The organism is Arthrobacter sp. MW3 TE3886 (genome assembly GCF_041262145.1).
GTDB lineage: Bacteria > Actinomycetota > Actinomycetes > Actinomycetales > Micrococcaceae > Arthrobacter.
In genome coordinates this window covers 2,408,361-2,423,882 of sequence record NZ_JBGCAN010000001.1, presented here as the reverse complement: position 1 = coordinate 2,423,882, position 15,522 = coordinate 2,408,361, and the positions used below count along the sequence as shown (strand labels likewise).

Genomic DNA, 15,522 nt, shown 5'->3' with positions numbered 1-15,522 from the left:
TCCTCCTTCACGAAAGTCGTTGCCCATTCATCCTCGCCCACCCGTTGAGTACGCCCAACGCCATGGTCGAATGGTCTTTACTGCCCAAAGGGATAGTAGGATTCCCGAAACGTCGTAAACTGGGCAGGTGGCAGTCCTCACCGATGCATCCAACACCGACTCTCTTCCGCGGCCCGACCTACGTCGGCTTGTCGACGAGGCGCAGCCCCTGCTCGAAGCCGTCGCCGCCGTGTCCACCGCGTCGCTGGCCACCATTGCCCGGCGGCTGTGGGAAGCCACACTCCCTTACCTCGGCAGTACCGCGCTGGTCATCTTCACTGAGGACTGCACGGGCCGGCCGCAGAAGAAGGCCGGCGACGAGTCGATCATCAGCCGCGTATCCATCGCCGAACTCGACCACATCCGGGCGTCACTTTCCAACGGCGGACGCTCCGGCGGCGAGGATGCCGGCCCTGAATCCTGGCAGGGCGAAGCGGTGCTTGGCGGCGAGCCGCACCCGGTCCTGGCCCTGTCTTCACCAAGCAATGCCCTGCTGGTGCTCGCCGATCCGCAACCCCTGCAAGATCCCACCCAGCACGCGGCGGCAGGGCGGCTGCTCCGCTACCTCTGGATGCTGGCAGCCGAGCGGATCCGGGAGAAGGTGGCCGACGCACCGCCGTCGTACCTCATTGAATCCCGCGCGGCCTCGGCCGAGCGGGTCAGGGTGACCGCCGAACTGGTGGACCGCCATTCCACCACCCTCGAAACCCTGCTCGCCGCTTTGCGGTCCCCCGCCCTGGGCGACGACGCGGCACGGAAGTCCGCCACCGAGGTCGCCGCCAAGGCCCTGGTCAGTCTCCGCACTCTCAACGACCGCACCACGGAACTGGTCAAGGAACCCGTCGCCACCGCCTTCCAACGCCTCCGCGAGGACCTGAAACCGCTCATGACCTTCAGCGGCATCGACGTCCAGTTCATCGAACCTCCCATCACCGGCCGGGCATTGCCCGGCGAAGTGGCCCACGCCGCCCGGGCGATTGTCCGCGGGCTGGTGCTTGCCATGGTGGACCAGTCCGACGTCCGCCGGATCCGTACGCAGTGGGATTGCGACGGGGAGAACCTCCTGGTCAACGTCCGCGACGACGGGCCCGGCGAACTGTCCGCCGCGGCACCGACCATGGCCCGCCTCGCCCAACGCGTCGAAGCACTTGACGGCAGAATGTCGGTGGATGTGATGCCCGGCTGGGGTGCCGACGTCGCCGTCTCACTCCCCCTCGATCCGCCAGCCCGCCACCTGGCGGACGTCTCCGGCTGGAAGCTTGGCGAGCGCGAACTCCAGGTGCTGCAGCTGCTGGCTGCCGGACAGCGGAACCGGGGCATCGCGGCGGAACTGCACATCAGCGAGAACACCGTGAAGTTCCATCTCCGGAACATCTACCGGAAAGTTGGCGCCACCTCACGCACCGAAGCCATCGCGATGGCCCACAGCAGCGGACTGCGATAGACCCGGACCGGGGAACCGGAGGACTCCACGAAATGGACCTGCGTCAACCCACTTAACCCAATGTCGGCCCCATCACACCTCACGGCATAGGATCGAAACTGTGGAACTAACCGAGAGGACGCTACAGGCGGCCTTGTGGCGGGCAAGCAGGCCGCAGAAACTACTTGAGAGTATGGATCATGGCTTCCAAAAATGACCCCGAGTCCGACGTCGATGCGGAGTCGGGCCAGCACGGCGGTGTCCAGTCAGTGGACCGGGCGCTCATGGTCCTGGAAATCCTGGCGCGGGACGGCCACGCGGGCGTGAGCGAAATCGCCGACGAGATGGGCATCCACAAGTCCACAGTCTCCCGGCTGCTGGGTTCGCTGGTGGGCCGGGAAATGGTCCACCAGAACAGTGAGCGCGGCAAGTACCAGCTGGGCTTCGGCATCCTGAGGCTGGCAAGCTCCATCCCCGGGCGGCTCAGCCTGGTCCGCGAGGCCCGGCCCGTACTCGAAAGCCTGGCAGAGGAGTTCAAGGAGACGGTGAACCTGGCCGTCCTGCGCTCCAACTACGCCGTCAACGTGGACCAGGCCATGGGCCCGTCAACCTTGGCCACCTACGACTGGGTGGGCAGCCTGACGCCGCTCCACGCGACCTCCAGTGGAAAGGTGCTGCTGGCTGCACTGTCCGCGGACGAGCGGGACCGCGTCCTGAAGGAGACCGGGCTTCCGGCCCGGACGCCGCGGACCATCACCAACAGGAACAAGCTCGAAAGCCAGCTGATCGACGTCGCCCGTGACGGCTACGGAGTGGTCCGGGAGGAGTTCGAAATCGGGCTCAACTCGATGTCCGTGCCGGTGTACAACCATGTGGGAGCCGTCATCGGTGCGGTCAGCATTTCCGGGCCGGCCTTCCGTTTTGATCCGGAGACGGCGCCGGGACTCCTCGATGCGCTGAAACAGGCGGGGCTGCAGATCAGCGCGAAGATGGGCTACACCGGGCGTTAACAGCGGAGGACCCGCCGAAACCAACGGTTCCGGCGGGTCCTCCATTGGTAGCAGGCCTCAATGGCCGGGGGTAACGTCCCCGACCTTCTCCTGGACCCAGTCATGGAAGGCGCCGATGTGGTGCTCGCTCGGCACCAGCACGCCGCCCTTGGCGTAGACCTTCGAGCCCATGGCCGGCTGGCACCGTTCGCAGGCGTCGAAGTCCTGCTGGTTGACGCGGTGGAACAGCTCCACGGACGCGCTGACGTCCTTGCCGCTCTCCACGACGCTGGGCACGTAGAGCCAGTCGCACTCCACGATCGTGTGGTCCGCGGCCATGGGGAACATGCGGTGGATAATCACGTGGTCCGGGACCAGGTTCACGAACACTGTGGGCTTGATGGTGATGGCGTAGTACCTGCGGTCCTGGTCCTCCCCCACCCCCGGAATCAGGTCCAGCCCTTCCGAGCCGTCGATGGTGAAACCCTTGACGTCCTCGCCGAACTCGGCGCCGTGGCCCACGAAGTACTGCGCAGCCAGGCCGTCGGCGAATTCCGGCAGGACCTCGGTCAGTTCCGGGTGGATCGTCGCGCAGTGGTAGCACTCCATGAAGTTCTCGATGATGAGCTTCCAGTTCGCCTTCACGTCATAGCGGATCCGGCGGCCCAGGCTGAGGTTGGCCACGTCGTAGCCTTCGATCGCCTTGAGGTCGCCGAGCCGTTCCTCGATGGCACCCATTACTTCTTCTTCGAACGACGGCGGCTCGTCAGCCAGGCACACCCAGACGTAGCCCAGGTATTCGCGGATGTGGACCTTCACCAGGCCGTACTCGTCCCGGTCGATGTCCGGCATTTTGGTCAGGTTGGGCGCCGCGATGAGCTTTCCCTCGAAGTCATAGGTCCAGGCGTGGTACGGGCACTGGAACGAGCGTGCGGCTTCGCCCTGCTCTTCCATGCACAGCTTGACGCCCCGGTGCCGGCAGATGTTGTAGAAGGCACGGATTCCGCCCTTGCGGGTGCGGCTGATCAGCACGCTTTCCCGCCCGACCTGGACTGTCCGCCATGCGCCGGCCTTGTCCAGGTCGGCGGAGCGGACGGCGCAGAACCACATCTGCTCAAAGATCCGCTCCTGCTCGGCCCGGAACACGGCCTCATCCACGTAGGTGTAACCGGGCAGGGTGGGGATCAGGCTTGGGGCGCTTACCTCAAGAGACAATTTGTCCTCCTAACGAACAAAGATCAACGAAGCTGGGACTTGAAGGGACGGGATATTTGGGGACAGGTTTCAGGCACGGTTGTCAGGACACGGCGGCTGCGCCCACCAGCTCGGAGGCGTCCGCACAGGCAGCCTGCCCGCTGGGTGCGCCCAGTGGCCGGGCGGGTGGAGCGAGCAGGCGCCGCCACTTGGTGAACAGCCGCGGCTGGTTCATCCCGAGGACCGCCACCGGGACGTCCTCGCGGTAGTACACGGCAAGACAGCTGTGCGTCAGGGCGTCGCCGACTTCGATCTCCAGCCGGTCGTAGCCGGCGCAGTGGCCTGCGAACTGCAACTTGACGCCGTGCTGGTCGGACCAGAAATAGTGCGGTTTGGCCGGCCTCGGCGCGGCATCAGAGTCCAGCAGCGCCTCAACGGCCAGCGCGGCACGCTCCAGTGCGCCGGTCCAGTGCTCCACCCGGCGGTGCGTGCCCGCTGCATGGTCGAACCAGGCGGCGCAGTCCCCCACGGCGGTGATGCCGGGGACCCCGGTGCGGCCCATGGCGTCGCACAGGACGCCGCCGCGAAGCTCCAGGCCGGAACCCTCCAGCCACTCCGTGTTTGGCTCGGCTCCAATGCCGACCACCACGACGTCGGCGCCCACGTAGCGTCCGCCGGCCAGCCGGAGTCCGGTGACGTTGCCTTCGCCGCTGTAGAAGTCCTCGATTACGGCGGAGGAAATGAGTTCCACGCCGTTGGCGGTGTGGAGTCCCGCCACCACGCCGCCCATCTCCGCACCGAGCTGGGCGGCGAACGGGACCGGCTTGGTGTCGATCATGGTGACTTCCATGCCTCGCGATGCGGCAGCCGAGGCAACCTCCGCGCCGATGAAACCGGCACCTATCACGGCCATCCTGCTCCCGGGCACCAGCTCGGGCGCAAGGCTCTGTGCGTCCGCGAGGGTGCGCAGGGTGAAAACGTTGCTTAGACCGGCCAGGGTGGGCAGCAGCCTGGCCCTCGCGCCGGTGGCAATGACAATGCCGTCCGCCTGCACGGTGCGGCCGTCATTAAGGAGGATGGTCCGCGAGGAAGCATCCAGGGACACGGCCTCGGTGCCCAGCACCCATTCAGCCTGGAGCTCGTCGGCGTCGGCCTCCAGGAACAAGTCCTCCGCCGTGACGCTGCCGAGCAGGAAGTCCTTGGACAGCGGCGGCCGGTCATACGGACGGTGCGGCTCATCGCCAATGATGACCAACCGTCCGCTGAAGCCTTGGGCGCGGGCTGCCCGGGCGGCCGAAAGACCTGCCAGGGACGCTCCCACAATCGCAAGTGTCTGCACTTCGGCGCCTCCTTTCAATTGCTTGTGACGCAACAACAATCGCTATATGCAACAGCGTGAGGTATGTCACGGGCACTGTCAAGGGTCTTCCTGCTGAGAAGACGCGGGTCCGCAATAGAGAGGAAAAGTCTTGACAAGCATTGTGAGCTATCGCACTCTGTTGCTTATTGCGATTGCTGTTGTTCACTACGGAACTCCACCAGTAGCAGTTGCACAGCCAAGGATCCCGACCGAAGAAGAGGTCCCTCCATGCACAAGGCATGCCCGCTCAGCGAACTGGCACCCGGGGAAGCGCTCCGCCTGAACACGTCGCCGCCCATCGCGGTGTTCCACACGGAAGACGGCGAGCTTTTTGCCCTCGACGACACGTGCACGCACCAGGACGCCTCCCTGGCCGACGGCTGGGTGGAGGACTGCTGGGTTGAATGCCCGCTGCACGCCTCCAGGTTCAATTTGCGCACGGGCGGCGTGGACGCCCCGCCGGCCAAGCTGCCCGTCCGCCGACACGAGGTCAGCGTGATTGACGGCGACATCATGGTCACCGAATCCGACGAGGTTCCCAACCTCCCTCCAGGCCTGACAGTGGATGGCCACATCTAGCACCAGCCCATGAATCCGAACAAAGGACTTCCTCATGGCATTGAACAGTGATATCGGCACAGACAGTAACATCGGCATAGACAGTGACATCGACGCGGACACCGGCACCCACGCTCCGGACCGTCCCCCAACCGCCCCCCGCCCTTCCGCATCCGTCCCGGACGCGGAAAACTATGACGAGCTCCTGCAGGAACTGCGTCAGAGCAAGACCGAGCGGGCCGTGACGGAACGCCGGAACCGCAAGCTCACCCTCGACAAGATCACCTTCGGGATCACGGGAGCATGCGCCATCGCCTTCGTGATGTGGGGCTTCCTCGGAAGGGACAGCCTCTCTGCCACGTCACAGGGCGTTCTCGACTGGGTCATGGAATACACCGGCTGGCTCTTCATGGTGTTGGCTTCTCTCTTCGTGGTCTTCGTCCTGTGGCTGGCGCTCGGCAAGTTCGGCAACATCCCGCTGGGCAAGGACGGGGAAAAACCCGAATTCCGCACCATCTCCTGGGTGGCCATGATGTTTGCCGCCGGCATGGGCATCGGGCTCATGTTCTATGGCGTGGCTGAGCCGCTGTACCACTACATTTCGCCGCCACCCGGAACCGTGGACGGACGGACCCCCGCAGCCATCCAGACCGCCATGGCCACCTCCATCTTCCACTGGACCCTGCACCCGTGGGCCATGTACGCAGTGGTGGGCATCGCCATGGCCTACGGCACCTACCGCCTGGGCCGCAGGCAACTCATTTCCGCGGCCTTCACCTCACTCTTTGGCATCAGGATGGTTGAAGGGCCCGTCGGCAAGTTCATCAACATCCTGGCCATCTTCGCCACGCTGTTCGGTACCGCTGCCTCGTTGGGCCTCGGCGCCCTCCAGATCGGCAGCGGACTGACGTCCAATGGCTGGGTCGGGGAAATCGGCACTCCCGTGCTCGTGGTGATCGTCGCCATCCTGACTTCCTGCTTCGTGGCCTCCGCGGTATCCGGCATCAGCCGCGGCATCCAGTGGCTTTCCAACATCAACATGGTCCTGGCCGTCGTCCTGGCACTCATCGTCTTTGTTGCTGGCCCTACCCTCTTCATCCTCAACCTGATCCCCGCCGCGGTGGGAGACTACGCCAGGGACCTGGCGGAAATGTCCTCCCGGACCGAAGCCGTGGGAGACGAGGCGCTGCGGAGCTGGATGTCCAGCTGGACCATCTTCTACTGGGCCTGGTGGCTGTCCTGGACGCCGTTCGTAGGCATGTTCATCGCCCGCATCAGCCGGGGCCGCACCATCCGGCAGTTTGTCACCGGGGTACTGCTGGTACCGAGCATTGTCAGCGTGATCTGGTTCGGCATCTTCGGCGGCACTGCCTTTGGCATCCAGCAGCAGGCCGACAAGACGCAGGACCCCACCGACGGCCTCGTCAAAATGGTCGACGGCGCACCCTCCATATCCTTCGACGGCGCCCTGTTCGACTTGATCAAGAACCTGAACATGCCCGCCTGGGCCACCACTGCAGTCATCGTCCTGGCCATGGTCCTGGTGGCAATCTTCTTCATCACCGGAGCAGACTCAGCCTCCATCATCATGGCCTCCCTGAGTTCCAACGGATCCAGCGAACCGCGCCGCGGGCTCGTGATCTTCTGGGGTTTGCTGACCGGCGGAGTGGCCGCCGTGATGCTCCTTGCCGGCGGAGACGAACCGTCCGAGGCGTTGTCCGGCCTGCAGCGCATCACGATCGTAGCCGCCCTGCCCTTCGTAGTGGTCATGTTGCTGCTATGCGTCGCGCTGGCACGTGACCTGCGCCGCGATCCGCTGGCCTTGCGGCAGCGGCTCGCCACAACCGTCGTCGAACGCGCCATCCGTACCGGCGTGGAACAACACGGGGGCGTGCAGTTCGAGCTGGTGACCAAACATGAATGCGACGGACGCTGTGCCGAGGGCACGCGCTGCCCGGGCGACGCCAAAGACAACGAGGCCAAGAGCAGCAACCCCACCGGCGCCACCAACTAGTCGACACCAACCAGGAGTCAATCGTGACCACAATTCTTGAAAGCCGCCACGCCGCCGCCATTGCCCCCGTGACATCCGAGGCCGCTGCCGCTCGCTCGGCACCCGGGACCCGCACGGCAGAATTTGTCCTCACCCTGGCCTGTCCGGAAAGGCCTGGCATCGTCCGGGCGGTCACCGCCTTCCTGGCCGACCGCGGCTTCGACATCGTGGAGCATCAGCAGTTCGATGACCACGTCAGCGGGAACCTCTTCCTGCGCACGGCCTTCAGCGGCGGTGGTTCCGGCCACGGTGATCATGCCCGGCGGGACCCCGGTTTCGACGGTCTCAACCACAAGCTCGACACCAAGGACGTGGAACTCCTCAGGGCCGGCTTCGCGGCAACGGCCGCCGAGTTTGGCATGGATTTCACCTTCCACGACGGCCGGCCGCAGCGCCTGTTGGTCATGGTCTCCAAATTCGGCCACTGCCTGAACGACCTGATCTACCGGTGGCGCGCGGGCAGCCTGGGCGCGGAGATCGCCGTCGTGGTTTCCAACCATGAGGACCTTCGCGCTATGGCCGAAAACGCCGGGCTCCCGTTCATCCATGTTCCGGTGACCCCCGGCACCAAACCGGAAGCCGAGGCGCGGCTGCTGGAACTCGTGGCCGGGTACGACGCCGATCTGGTGGTACTGGCGCGCTACATGCAGGTGCTGTCCAACGATCTATGCACAAACCTGCGCGGCCGGGCCATCAACATCCACCATTCCTTCCTGCCGGGCTTCAAGGGCGCGAAGCCGTACCACCAGGCCTATGACCGCGGCGTGAAGCTCATCGGGGCCACGGCGCACTACGTGACGCCGGACCTGGATGAGGGACCCATCATCGAGCAGGAGGTCTTCCGGGTGGACCACAGCCTGGATGCGGACGCCCTGGTGACGATTGGCCGGGACGCCGAATCACAGGCCCTGTCCCGGGCTGTGAAGTGGCATTGCCAGCACCGCGTCCTGCTCAACAACACCCGCACTGTCGTATTCCGCTAACGCGAAACCAGGAGAACAACTCATGAGCGCATCACCACGCGTCGTCATCATCGGCGCCGGCATTGTCGGCACCAACCTCGCGGACGAACTCGCCAGCCGGGGCTGGAACAACATCACGGTCGTCGAACAGGGTCCGCTGGAACTGGCCGGCGGTTCCACCTCGCACGCCCCCGGCCTGGTCTTCCAGACCAACCCGTCCAAGACCATGACGGAATTCGCCAGCTACACGGTGGACAAGCTGCTCTCCCTCAGCGCCGACGGGGTGTCTTGCTTCAACCAGCTCGGCGGCCTTGAGCTCGCCACCACCGAGGCGCGGCTGCAGGACCTCAGGCGCAAGCTGGGGTACGCCACCTCCTGGGGCATCGAAGGCCGGATCATCGACCCCGACGAGTGCGGCAAACACTACCCGCTGCTGACCACCGGGGCGCTGGCGAACGGCAACGAGGTCCTCGGCGGCCTCTACGTCCCCACGGACGGCCTGGCCTCCGCGGCCCGCGCCGTCCAGCTGCTCATCAGCCGCACCCGGCAAGCCGGCGTGACCTACCTTGGCTCCACCACCGTGACGGGCATCCAACAGACCTCGGGCCGGGTCACCGGCGTCGGAACAGCCGACGGCGTGATCCCGGCGGACATTGTGGTGTCCTGCGCCGGGTTCTGGGGCCGCGAGCTCGGCAAGATGGTTGGCATGAAGGTGCCGCTGCTGCCGCTGGCGCACCAGTACGTGAAGACCACGCCACTTCCGGAGCTGAAGGGCCGGAACGAACTTCCCAACGGCGCCCGACTGCCCATCCTGCGCTTCCAGGACAAGGACCTCTACTACCGCGAGCACGGCGACCGGATCGGCATCGGCAGCTACGCGCACCGACCGATGCCCGTAGACATGGCACAGCTGCCCAGCGTTGGCGCGGAGGAGATGTCGGATCACCGTATGCCCTCCCGCCTGGACTTCACGATGGAGGACTTCCTGCCCGCCTGGGAAGACAGCAAGGAACTCCTCCCGGCCCTGCACGGGGCCCAGATCGACGACGGCTTCAACGGGATCTTCTCCTTCACTCCCGACGGTGGCCCGCTGATGGGCGAGTCCCCCGACGTCGACGGCTTCTTCGTGGCCGAGGCAGTCTGGGTCACCCACTCAGCCGGCGTCGCCCGGGCCATGGCGGAGCTGCTCATCGAGGGCCAGTCCCGCACCGACCTGCACGGCTGTGAGCTCACGCGCTTCGAGAAGGTCCAGACCAGCGACCACTACGTCAGCGAAACGTCCCAGCAGAACTTCGTGGAAATCTACGACGTCCTGCACCCGCTGCAGCCTAAGGAATCCCCGCGTGACCTGCGCGTCAGCCCCTTTAACGTCCGTCAGAAGGAGCTCGGCGCGTTCTTCCTGGAGTCCGCTGGCTGGGAGCGCCCGCATTGGTTCGAGGCCAACCGCGCCCTGCTCGACGAACTGCCGGCGCAATGGCAGGCACCCGAGCGGGACGAGTGGTCCGCGATGTTCCACTCCCCCATCTCGGCGGCCGAAGCGTGGAAGACGCGTACCGCCGTCGGGCTCTATGACATGACGCCGCTGAAGCGGCTGGCGGTCACTGGGCCCGGGGCACTGCCACTGCTGCAGCGGCTGAGCACCGGCAACATCGCAAAGAAGCCGGGTGCCGTGACGTACTGCCTCCTGCTGGCGGACAACGGCGGCATCCGCAGCGACGTGACGGTCGCCCGCCTCGCGGAGGAAGAGTTCCAGCTCGGCGTGAACAGCAACGTGGACTTTGACTACCTCCGCGTCGAGGCCAGGAAGCAGTCAGCCGCGGATCCCGCCCGGTGGGTGCACGTATCCGACATCACCGGCAGCACCTGCTGCATCGGGCTCTGGGGGCCGCTGGCCCGTGAAGTGATCGGCAAGCTCAGCGGGGACGACCTCAGCAACGACGGCCTGAAATACTTCCGGACCAAGGACATCTCGGTGGGCGGCATTCCTGTCACGGCCATGCGGCTCTCCTATGTGGGCGAGCTCGGCTGGGAGCTCTACACCACCGCCGAGTACGGGCTGACGCTCTGGGACCTCCTCTTCGAGGCAGGACAGCAACACGGCATCATCGCCGCCGGGCGTGGCGCATTCAACAGCATGCGGCTCGAGAAGGGCTACCGGCTGTGGGGCACGGACATGACCTCCCAGCACCACCCCTACGAGGCCGGCCTGGGATTCTCGATCGCCAAGGACAAGGAAGGCTTCGTGGGCTGCGAAGCGCTGGCAGCCCGCAGGGAACAGCCCGCCACCAGGGCGCTGCGGTGCCTGACCATGGACGACGGCACGTCCGTGGTCCTCGGCAAGGAACCGGTGTACGTCAACGGCGAGGCAGCCGGCTATGTCACCAGCGCCGCTTACGGCTATTCGGTCCGCAAGCCCCTCGCCTATGCCTGGCTGCCTGCCTCGGTGACCGAGGGCGACGCCGTGGAGGTGGAGTACTTCGGCAAGCGCATCGCCGCGACTGTCACGGCCGAGCCGCTGTTCGATCCCGGCATGGAGCGGCTGCGCGGCTGACGCGAACCGGGGGTTGCCGGCTAGAGACCGGCAACCCCCGGTTTTCACGCGTGGCTCCCTCGTTCCTCGGTTGGACACACGCTTTCGAAGGAGAGGGCCTACAAGAATGGCCCCGCTTCCTGGCTGGATTCCAACCAGGAAGCGGGGCCGCTGTGTCGTGGTGCCTAGCTCGCCGTGGCCGCCCCAAGCACGCCGGCCGCCTCGGAATGCTCCGCAGGGTGCGGCACGAACCGGACGAACATGGCCTTGAAGCCGGGGGTGTTGGATTCGCGGGCCACGTTTTCCTTGTGGACCAGGGCATTGGCCTCCGGGAAGTACGCCGCGGCGCAGCCCTTGGCCGTCGGGTAGGCCACCAGCCGGAACTTGTCCGCCTGCCGGTCGTGACCCCGGAACGTGCTCACCACGTCCACCAGGTCCCGGTCCTGGAAGCCGAGCTCGGCCAGGTCCTCGGGATGGACCAGAACCACCCTGCGTCCGTCCGAGATTCCGCGGTACCGGTCATCCAGGCCGTAGAACGTGGTGTTGTACTGGTCGTGGCTCCGGATGGTCTGCAGGACCAGATGGCCGTCCGGCGGAGTCAGGTACTCCAGCGGGCTGACCGTGAACCGGCCACGGCCGATGTCCGTCTTGAAGGACCGGGTGTCCCGCGGCGGGTTGGGCAGCACAAAGCCGTTCCTGGTCCGGATCCGGGCGTTGAAGTCCTGGAAGCCCGGGATGACGCGGGAGATGTGGTCCCGGACCACGTCGTAGTCCCCGGCCATGGCCTTCCAGTTGACCGGATGGTCCTCGCCGAACGTGGCGTCGGCCATCCGGGCGATGATCACCGGCTCCGCGAGCAGGTGCTCGGAGACGGGCGTCAGCCGGCCCTGTGTCGAGTGGACCACGGACATGGAGTCCTCCACGGAGAGGAACTGGGCGCCCTTGGGGTGTTTGTCGTCCTTGTCCGTCCGGCCCAGGGTGGGCAGGATGAGCGAGGTGCGCCCGTGCACCACGTGGGAACGGTTCGGCTTAGTAGAGATGTGCACCGTCAGGCCGATCCGCTGCATCCCGGCTTCCAGCGTCTCTGTGTCCGAGCAGGCGAGGGAGAAGTTGCCGCCCATGGACACAAACACATCCACCTCGTTCCGCTCAAACGCCTCCATGGCCTCCACTGCATCAAAGCCGTGGCCGCGCGGAGACGTGATCCCGAATTCCTTGTCCAGGGCTTCGAGCAGCCATTCCTTGGGCTTCTCCCAGATGCCCATGGTCCGGTCGCCCTGGACGTTGGAGTGCCCGCGGACCGGGCAGGCGCCGGCGCCGGGCTTGCCGAAGTTGCCCTGAAGGAGCAGGACGTTGACCATTTCCTTGATGGTGTCCACGGAGTGCGGCTGCTGCGTGACGCCGAGGGCCCAGCAGAAGATCGTGGCCTTGGACCGGATGAGCATTCCGGCCACCTCCTCGATCTGCTTCCGGGCCAGGCCGGTGGCTTTCTCGGTCTCGTCCCAGTCCAGCTCCCGGCGGGCGTCACGGTAGGCGTCGAAGCCGTCCGTCTGCGCCTCGACGAAAGTCCGGTCGACGACGGTGCCGGGTGCCCGCTCTTCTTCGGCCAGCAGCAGGTGGCCCAGGGCCTGGAACAAGGCCAGGTCCCCTCCCACCTTGATCTGCAGGTACTCGTCGGCCAGCGGTGTGCCGTTGCCAACCACTCCGGATAAGGTCTGGGGATCCTTGAAGTTGAACAGCCCGGCCTCGGGCAGCGGGTTCACCGCCACCACCTTCCCGCCGTTGTCCTTGCATTCCTTCAGCGCCGACAGCATCCGGGGATGGTTGGTGCCGGGGTTCTGCCCGACGACGAAGATGAGCTCCGAGTCATGGATATCGTCCAGGGACACGGTGCCCTTGCCGATGCCGATGGTGGGGTTAAGCGCCGAGCCCGAGGACTCATGGCACATGTTGGAGCAGTCCGGCAGGTTGTTGGTGCCCAGGGCCCGCGCGAAGAGCTGGTACATGAACGCGGTCTCGTTGGCCGTGCGGCCGGAGGTGTAGAAGACGCAGCGGTCAGGCGTGCTGGCCCGGATGTGGTCGCCGATGAGCTCGAAGGCGTCCGCCCAGGAGATCGGCGAATAGTGCGTCTCCCCTTCGCGGATCACCACGGGCTCGCTCAGCCGGCCCTGGTTACCCAACCAGTACTCGGTCTTCCCGGACAGGTGGGCGATGGAATGCCGGGCCCAGAACTCCGCCCCGACCGTGCGCAGGGTGTTCTCCTCCGCCACCGCCTTGGCGCCGTTCTCGCAGAACTCGGCCGTTTTGCGCTTCTTATCCGATTCCGGCCACGCGCAACCCGGGCAGTCGAATCCGCCGCGCTGGTTCAGCCGCAGCAGCGAGTGGGCCGTCCGGGCTACCCCGGCCTGGGCCACGGCGCGCTCCAGCGCCACCATCACTGCCTTGACGCCGGCTGCTTGCTTCTTCGGTTTATGGACCTCCAGTTCGTCCTCGTTGATGTCCGCGACGGGCGCCGGCTGCCTGCCCAATTTCACAGCGTCACCTTGGCCAGCGTCTCCCGCTCCGCCCCGATCGTGGTGCTGTCGCCGTGCCCGGTGCGGACCACGGTTTCGGGAGGGAGCGTCAGCAGCCGTTCCCGGATCGAGGCGAGGATGGTCGGGTAGTCGCTGTAGGACCTGCCGGTCGCCCCCGGGCCCCCGTTGAACAGCGTGTCGCCGGTGAACACCGTTCCCTCCCCCGCCAGCAGGAAGCAGGTGGATCCGGGTGAGTGGCCGGGGGTGTGGATGGCCCTCAGTGTCGTGCCTCCCACGCGGAAGACCTCACCATCGGCAAGCTCACGGTCCGGCGTGGTGCCGGGATAAACCTGTTCCCAGAGCATCAGGTCATCGGGGTGCAGGTGGATGGGGGCATTCACCGCCGCTGCCACCTCGCGGGCCGCGCCGATGTGGTCGTTGTGCGCATGGGTGAGCAGGATGGCAAGGACCTTCCGGCCGCGGACCTGGTCGATGATTGCGGCTGCGTCGTGCGGGGAGTCGATAATCACGCATTCTTCGCGGTCGCCGACGATCCAGACGTTGTTGTCCACGTCCCAGGTTCCGCCGTCGAGCGAAAACGTTCCCGACGTCACCAGGTTCTCGATGGTGACGCTCATGCGGACTCCGCCGCTGCCGCGAGATCGGCGGCCGGCCGGATTTCAACCACGGAGCGCAGGACCTTGCCCTCGTGCATCTTGCCGAAGGCCTCTTCCACCTGGTCGATGGTGATGCGTTCGGTGACGAAGGCGTCCAGGTCCAGATTGCCGAGCTTGTAGTGCTGGACCAGCATCGGGAAGTCGCGGGACGGCAGGCAGTCTCCGTACCAGGAGGACTTCAGGGACCCGCCGCGGCCAAAGACATCCAAGAGCGGCAGCTCGAGCAACATGTCCGGCGTCGGCACGCCCACCAGCACCACGCGGCCGGCGAGGTCCCGGGCGTAGAACGCCTGCTTGTACGTTTCGGGGCGTCCCACCGCCTCGATCACGACGTCGGCACCGTTGCCTCCGGTCAGCGCCCGGATGGCCTCGATCGGGTCCTCCCTGCTGGAGTCCACGCCGTGCGTGGCGCCGAGGGACCTGGCCATCTCCACCTTGTTGGCGTCGATGTCCACGGCGATGATCGTCGTGGCACCGGCCAGCTTCGCGCCGGCGATCGCGGCAATGCCCACGCCGCCGCAGCCGATGACGGCGACGGATTCGCCCCGTTGGACCTCACCTGTGTTGATGGCGGCGCCGATGCCCGCCATCACACCACAGCCGAGCAGCCCGACGGCGGCGGGATCGGCGTCGTCGTCAACCTTGGTGCACTGCCCGGCGGCGACGAGCGTCTTCTCCGCGAAGGCGCCGATGCCCAGCGCGGGCGAGAGTTCCGTGCCGTCCTCGAGAGTCATCTTCTGCGTTGCATTGTGGGTGTTGAAGCAGTACTGCGGCTGCCCCTTGGCGCAGGCGCGGCATTCGCCGCACACGGCGCGCCAGTTCAGGATCACGCGGTCCCCGGGAGCCACTTCGGTGACGTCCGGGCCGACGGCGCTGACCACGCCGGTGGCCTCATGGCCCAGCAGGATGGGGAAATCGCCGGTGATCCCGCCCTGCTTATAGTGCAGGTCTGTGTGGCAGACGCCGCAGGTCAGAATATCCACGAGCGCCTCACCGGGTCCAGGATCCGGCACGAGGATGTTCTCCACCGAGACCGGGGCATTCTTCTCCTTGGCGATGACCGCCTTAACTTTGTGAACCATAGTTCCTGTGTTCCTTTCCTGAGTCCGCGAGGGACTCTTTGGCGGGACCCTCTGGCGACGGACACGCGATGCCATTTTCGGCCCACCCGTTGCGGCTCGAATCATCTGGCCATGCCCCCAAAAAGCGCTTGTCCTGTGCTTT

At 65.9% G+C, this 15,522-nt stretch carries 11 protein-coding genes; 6 read left to right on the top strand and 5 right to left on the bottom strand.

Going from position 1 to position 15,522, the window contains the following annotated elements:
• Positions 1-127: 127 nt before the first annotated feature.
• Positions 128-1,483 carry a LuxR C-terminal-related transcriptional regulator gene (locus ABH915_RS10950; RefSeq protein WP_370121020.1) on the top strand — a complete coding sequence of 452 codons (1,356 nt, stop codon included), beginning with the start codon at positions 128-130 and terminating at the stop codon, positions 1,481-1,483.
• Positions 1,484-1,662: 179 nt separating this feature from the next.
• The gene (locus ABH915_RS10945; protein WP_370121017.1) at positions 1,663-2,472 is read left to right on the top strand and encodes an IclR family transcriptional regulator; all 810 of its coding nucleotides are present in this window, start codon (positions 1,663-1,665) and stop codon (positions 2,470-2,472) included.
• A gap of 57 nt (positions 2,473-2,529) precedes the next feature.
• Here ABH915_RS10945 and ABH915_RS10940 read toward each other — a convergent pair whose 3' ends face one another.
• On the bottom strand, positions 2,530-3,666 hold the full coding sequence (locus ABH915_RS10940) for an aromatic ring-hydroxylating dioxygenase subunit alpha (protein ID WP_079549817.1): 1,137 nt from the start codon (positions 3,664-3,666) through the stop codon (positions 2,530-2,532).
• A gap of 82 nt (positions 3,667-3,748) precedes the next feature.
• A complete protein-coding gene (locus ABH915_RS10935) occupies positions 3,749-4,984 on the bottom strand; it encodes an NAD(P)/FAD-dependent oxidoreductase (RefSeq protein ID WP_370121014.1) in 1,236 nt (411 codons plus the stop codon).
• 249 nt (positions 4,985-5,233) lie between these two features.
• Between ABH915_RS10935 and ABH915_RS10930 the strand changes: the two genes are divergently transcribed.
• From ABH915_RS10930 to ABH915_RS10915, 4 genes are read left to right on the top strand one after another with little or no spacing between them, the layout of a single operon-like run.
• Positions 5,234-5,584: a bifunctional 3-phenylpropionate/cinnamic acid dioxygenase ferredoxin subunit gene (locus ABH915_RS10930; protein WP_370121011.1), complete on the top strand. Its 351-nt coding sequence runs from the start codon at positions 5,234-5,236 to the stop codon at positions 5,582-5,584.
• A gap of 34 nt (positions 5,585-5,618) precedes the next feature.
• The gene (locus ABH915_RS10925; RefSeq protein ID WP_370121008.1) at positions 5,619-7,577 is read left to right on the top strand and encodes a BCCT family transporter; all 1,959 of its coding nucleotides are present in this window, start codon (positions 5,619-5,621) and stop codon (positions 7,575-7,577) included.
• Between the two features lie 23 nt (positions 7,578-7,600).
• Complete coding sequence (gene purU / locus ABH915_RS10920; RefSeq protein WP_370121006.1) at positions 7,601-8,599, top strand: formyltetrahydrofolate deformylase; 999 nt, start codon at positions 7,601-7,603, stop codon at positions 8,597-8,599.
• Between the two features lie 22 nt (positions 8,600-8,621).
• Positions 8,622-11,129 (top strand): FAD-dependent oxidoreductase, encoded by a 2,508-nt coding sequence (locus ABH915_RS10915; protein WP_370121003.1) that lies wholly within the window; start codon positions 8,622-8,624, stop codon positions 11,127-11,129.
• Positions 11,130-11,293: 164 nt separating this feature from the next.
• Here ABH915_RS10915 and ABH915_RS10910 read toward each other — a convergent pair whose 3' ends face one another.
• The 3 genes from ABH915_RS10910 to ABH915_RS10900 are packed head-to-tail and all read right to left on the bottom strand — an operon-like array spanning position 11,294 to position 15,380.
• Positions 11,294-13,642 carry an FdhF/YdeP family oxidoreductase gene (locus ABH915_RS10910; protein WP_370121000.1) on the bottom strand — a complete coding sequence of 783 codons (2,349 nt, stop codon included), beginning with the start codon at positions 13,640-13,642 and terminating at the stop codon, positions 11,294-11,296.
• Positions 13,639-14,259, bottom strand: coding sequence for an MBL fold metallo-hydrolase (locus ABH915_RS10905; RefSeq protein WP_370120997.1), 621 nt, complete (start codon positions 14,257-14,259; stop codon positions 13,639-13,641). The genes ABH915_RS10910 and ABH915_RS10905 overlap by 4 nt, the downstream gene beginning before the upstream one ends.
• Positions 14,256-15,380 (bottom strand): S-(hydroxymethyl)mycothiol dehydrogenase, encoded by a 1,125-nt coding sequence (locus tag ABH915_RS10900; protein ID WP_370120994.1) that lies wholly within the window; start codon positions 15,378-15,380, stop codon positions 14,256-14,258. Before ABH915_RS10900 ends, ABH915_RS10905 begins: the two co-directional genes overlap by 4 nt.
• Between the last annotated feature and the right edge of the window lie 142 nt (positions 15,381-15,522).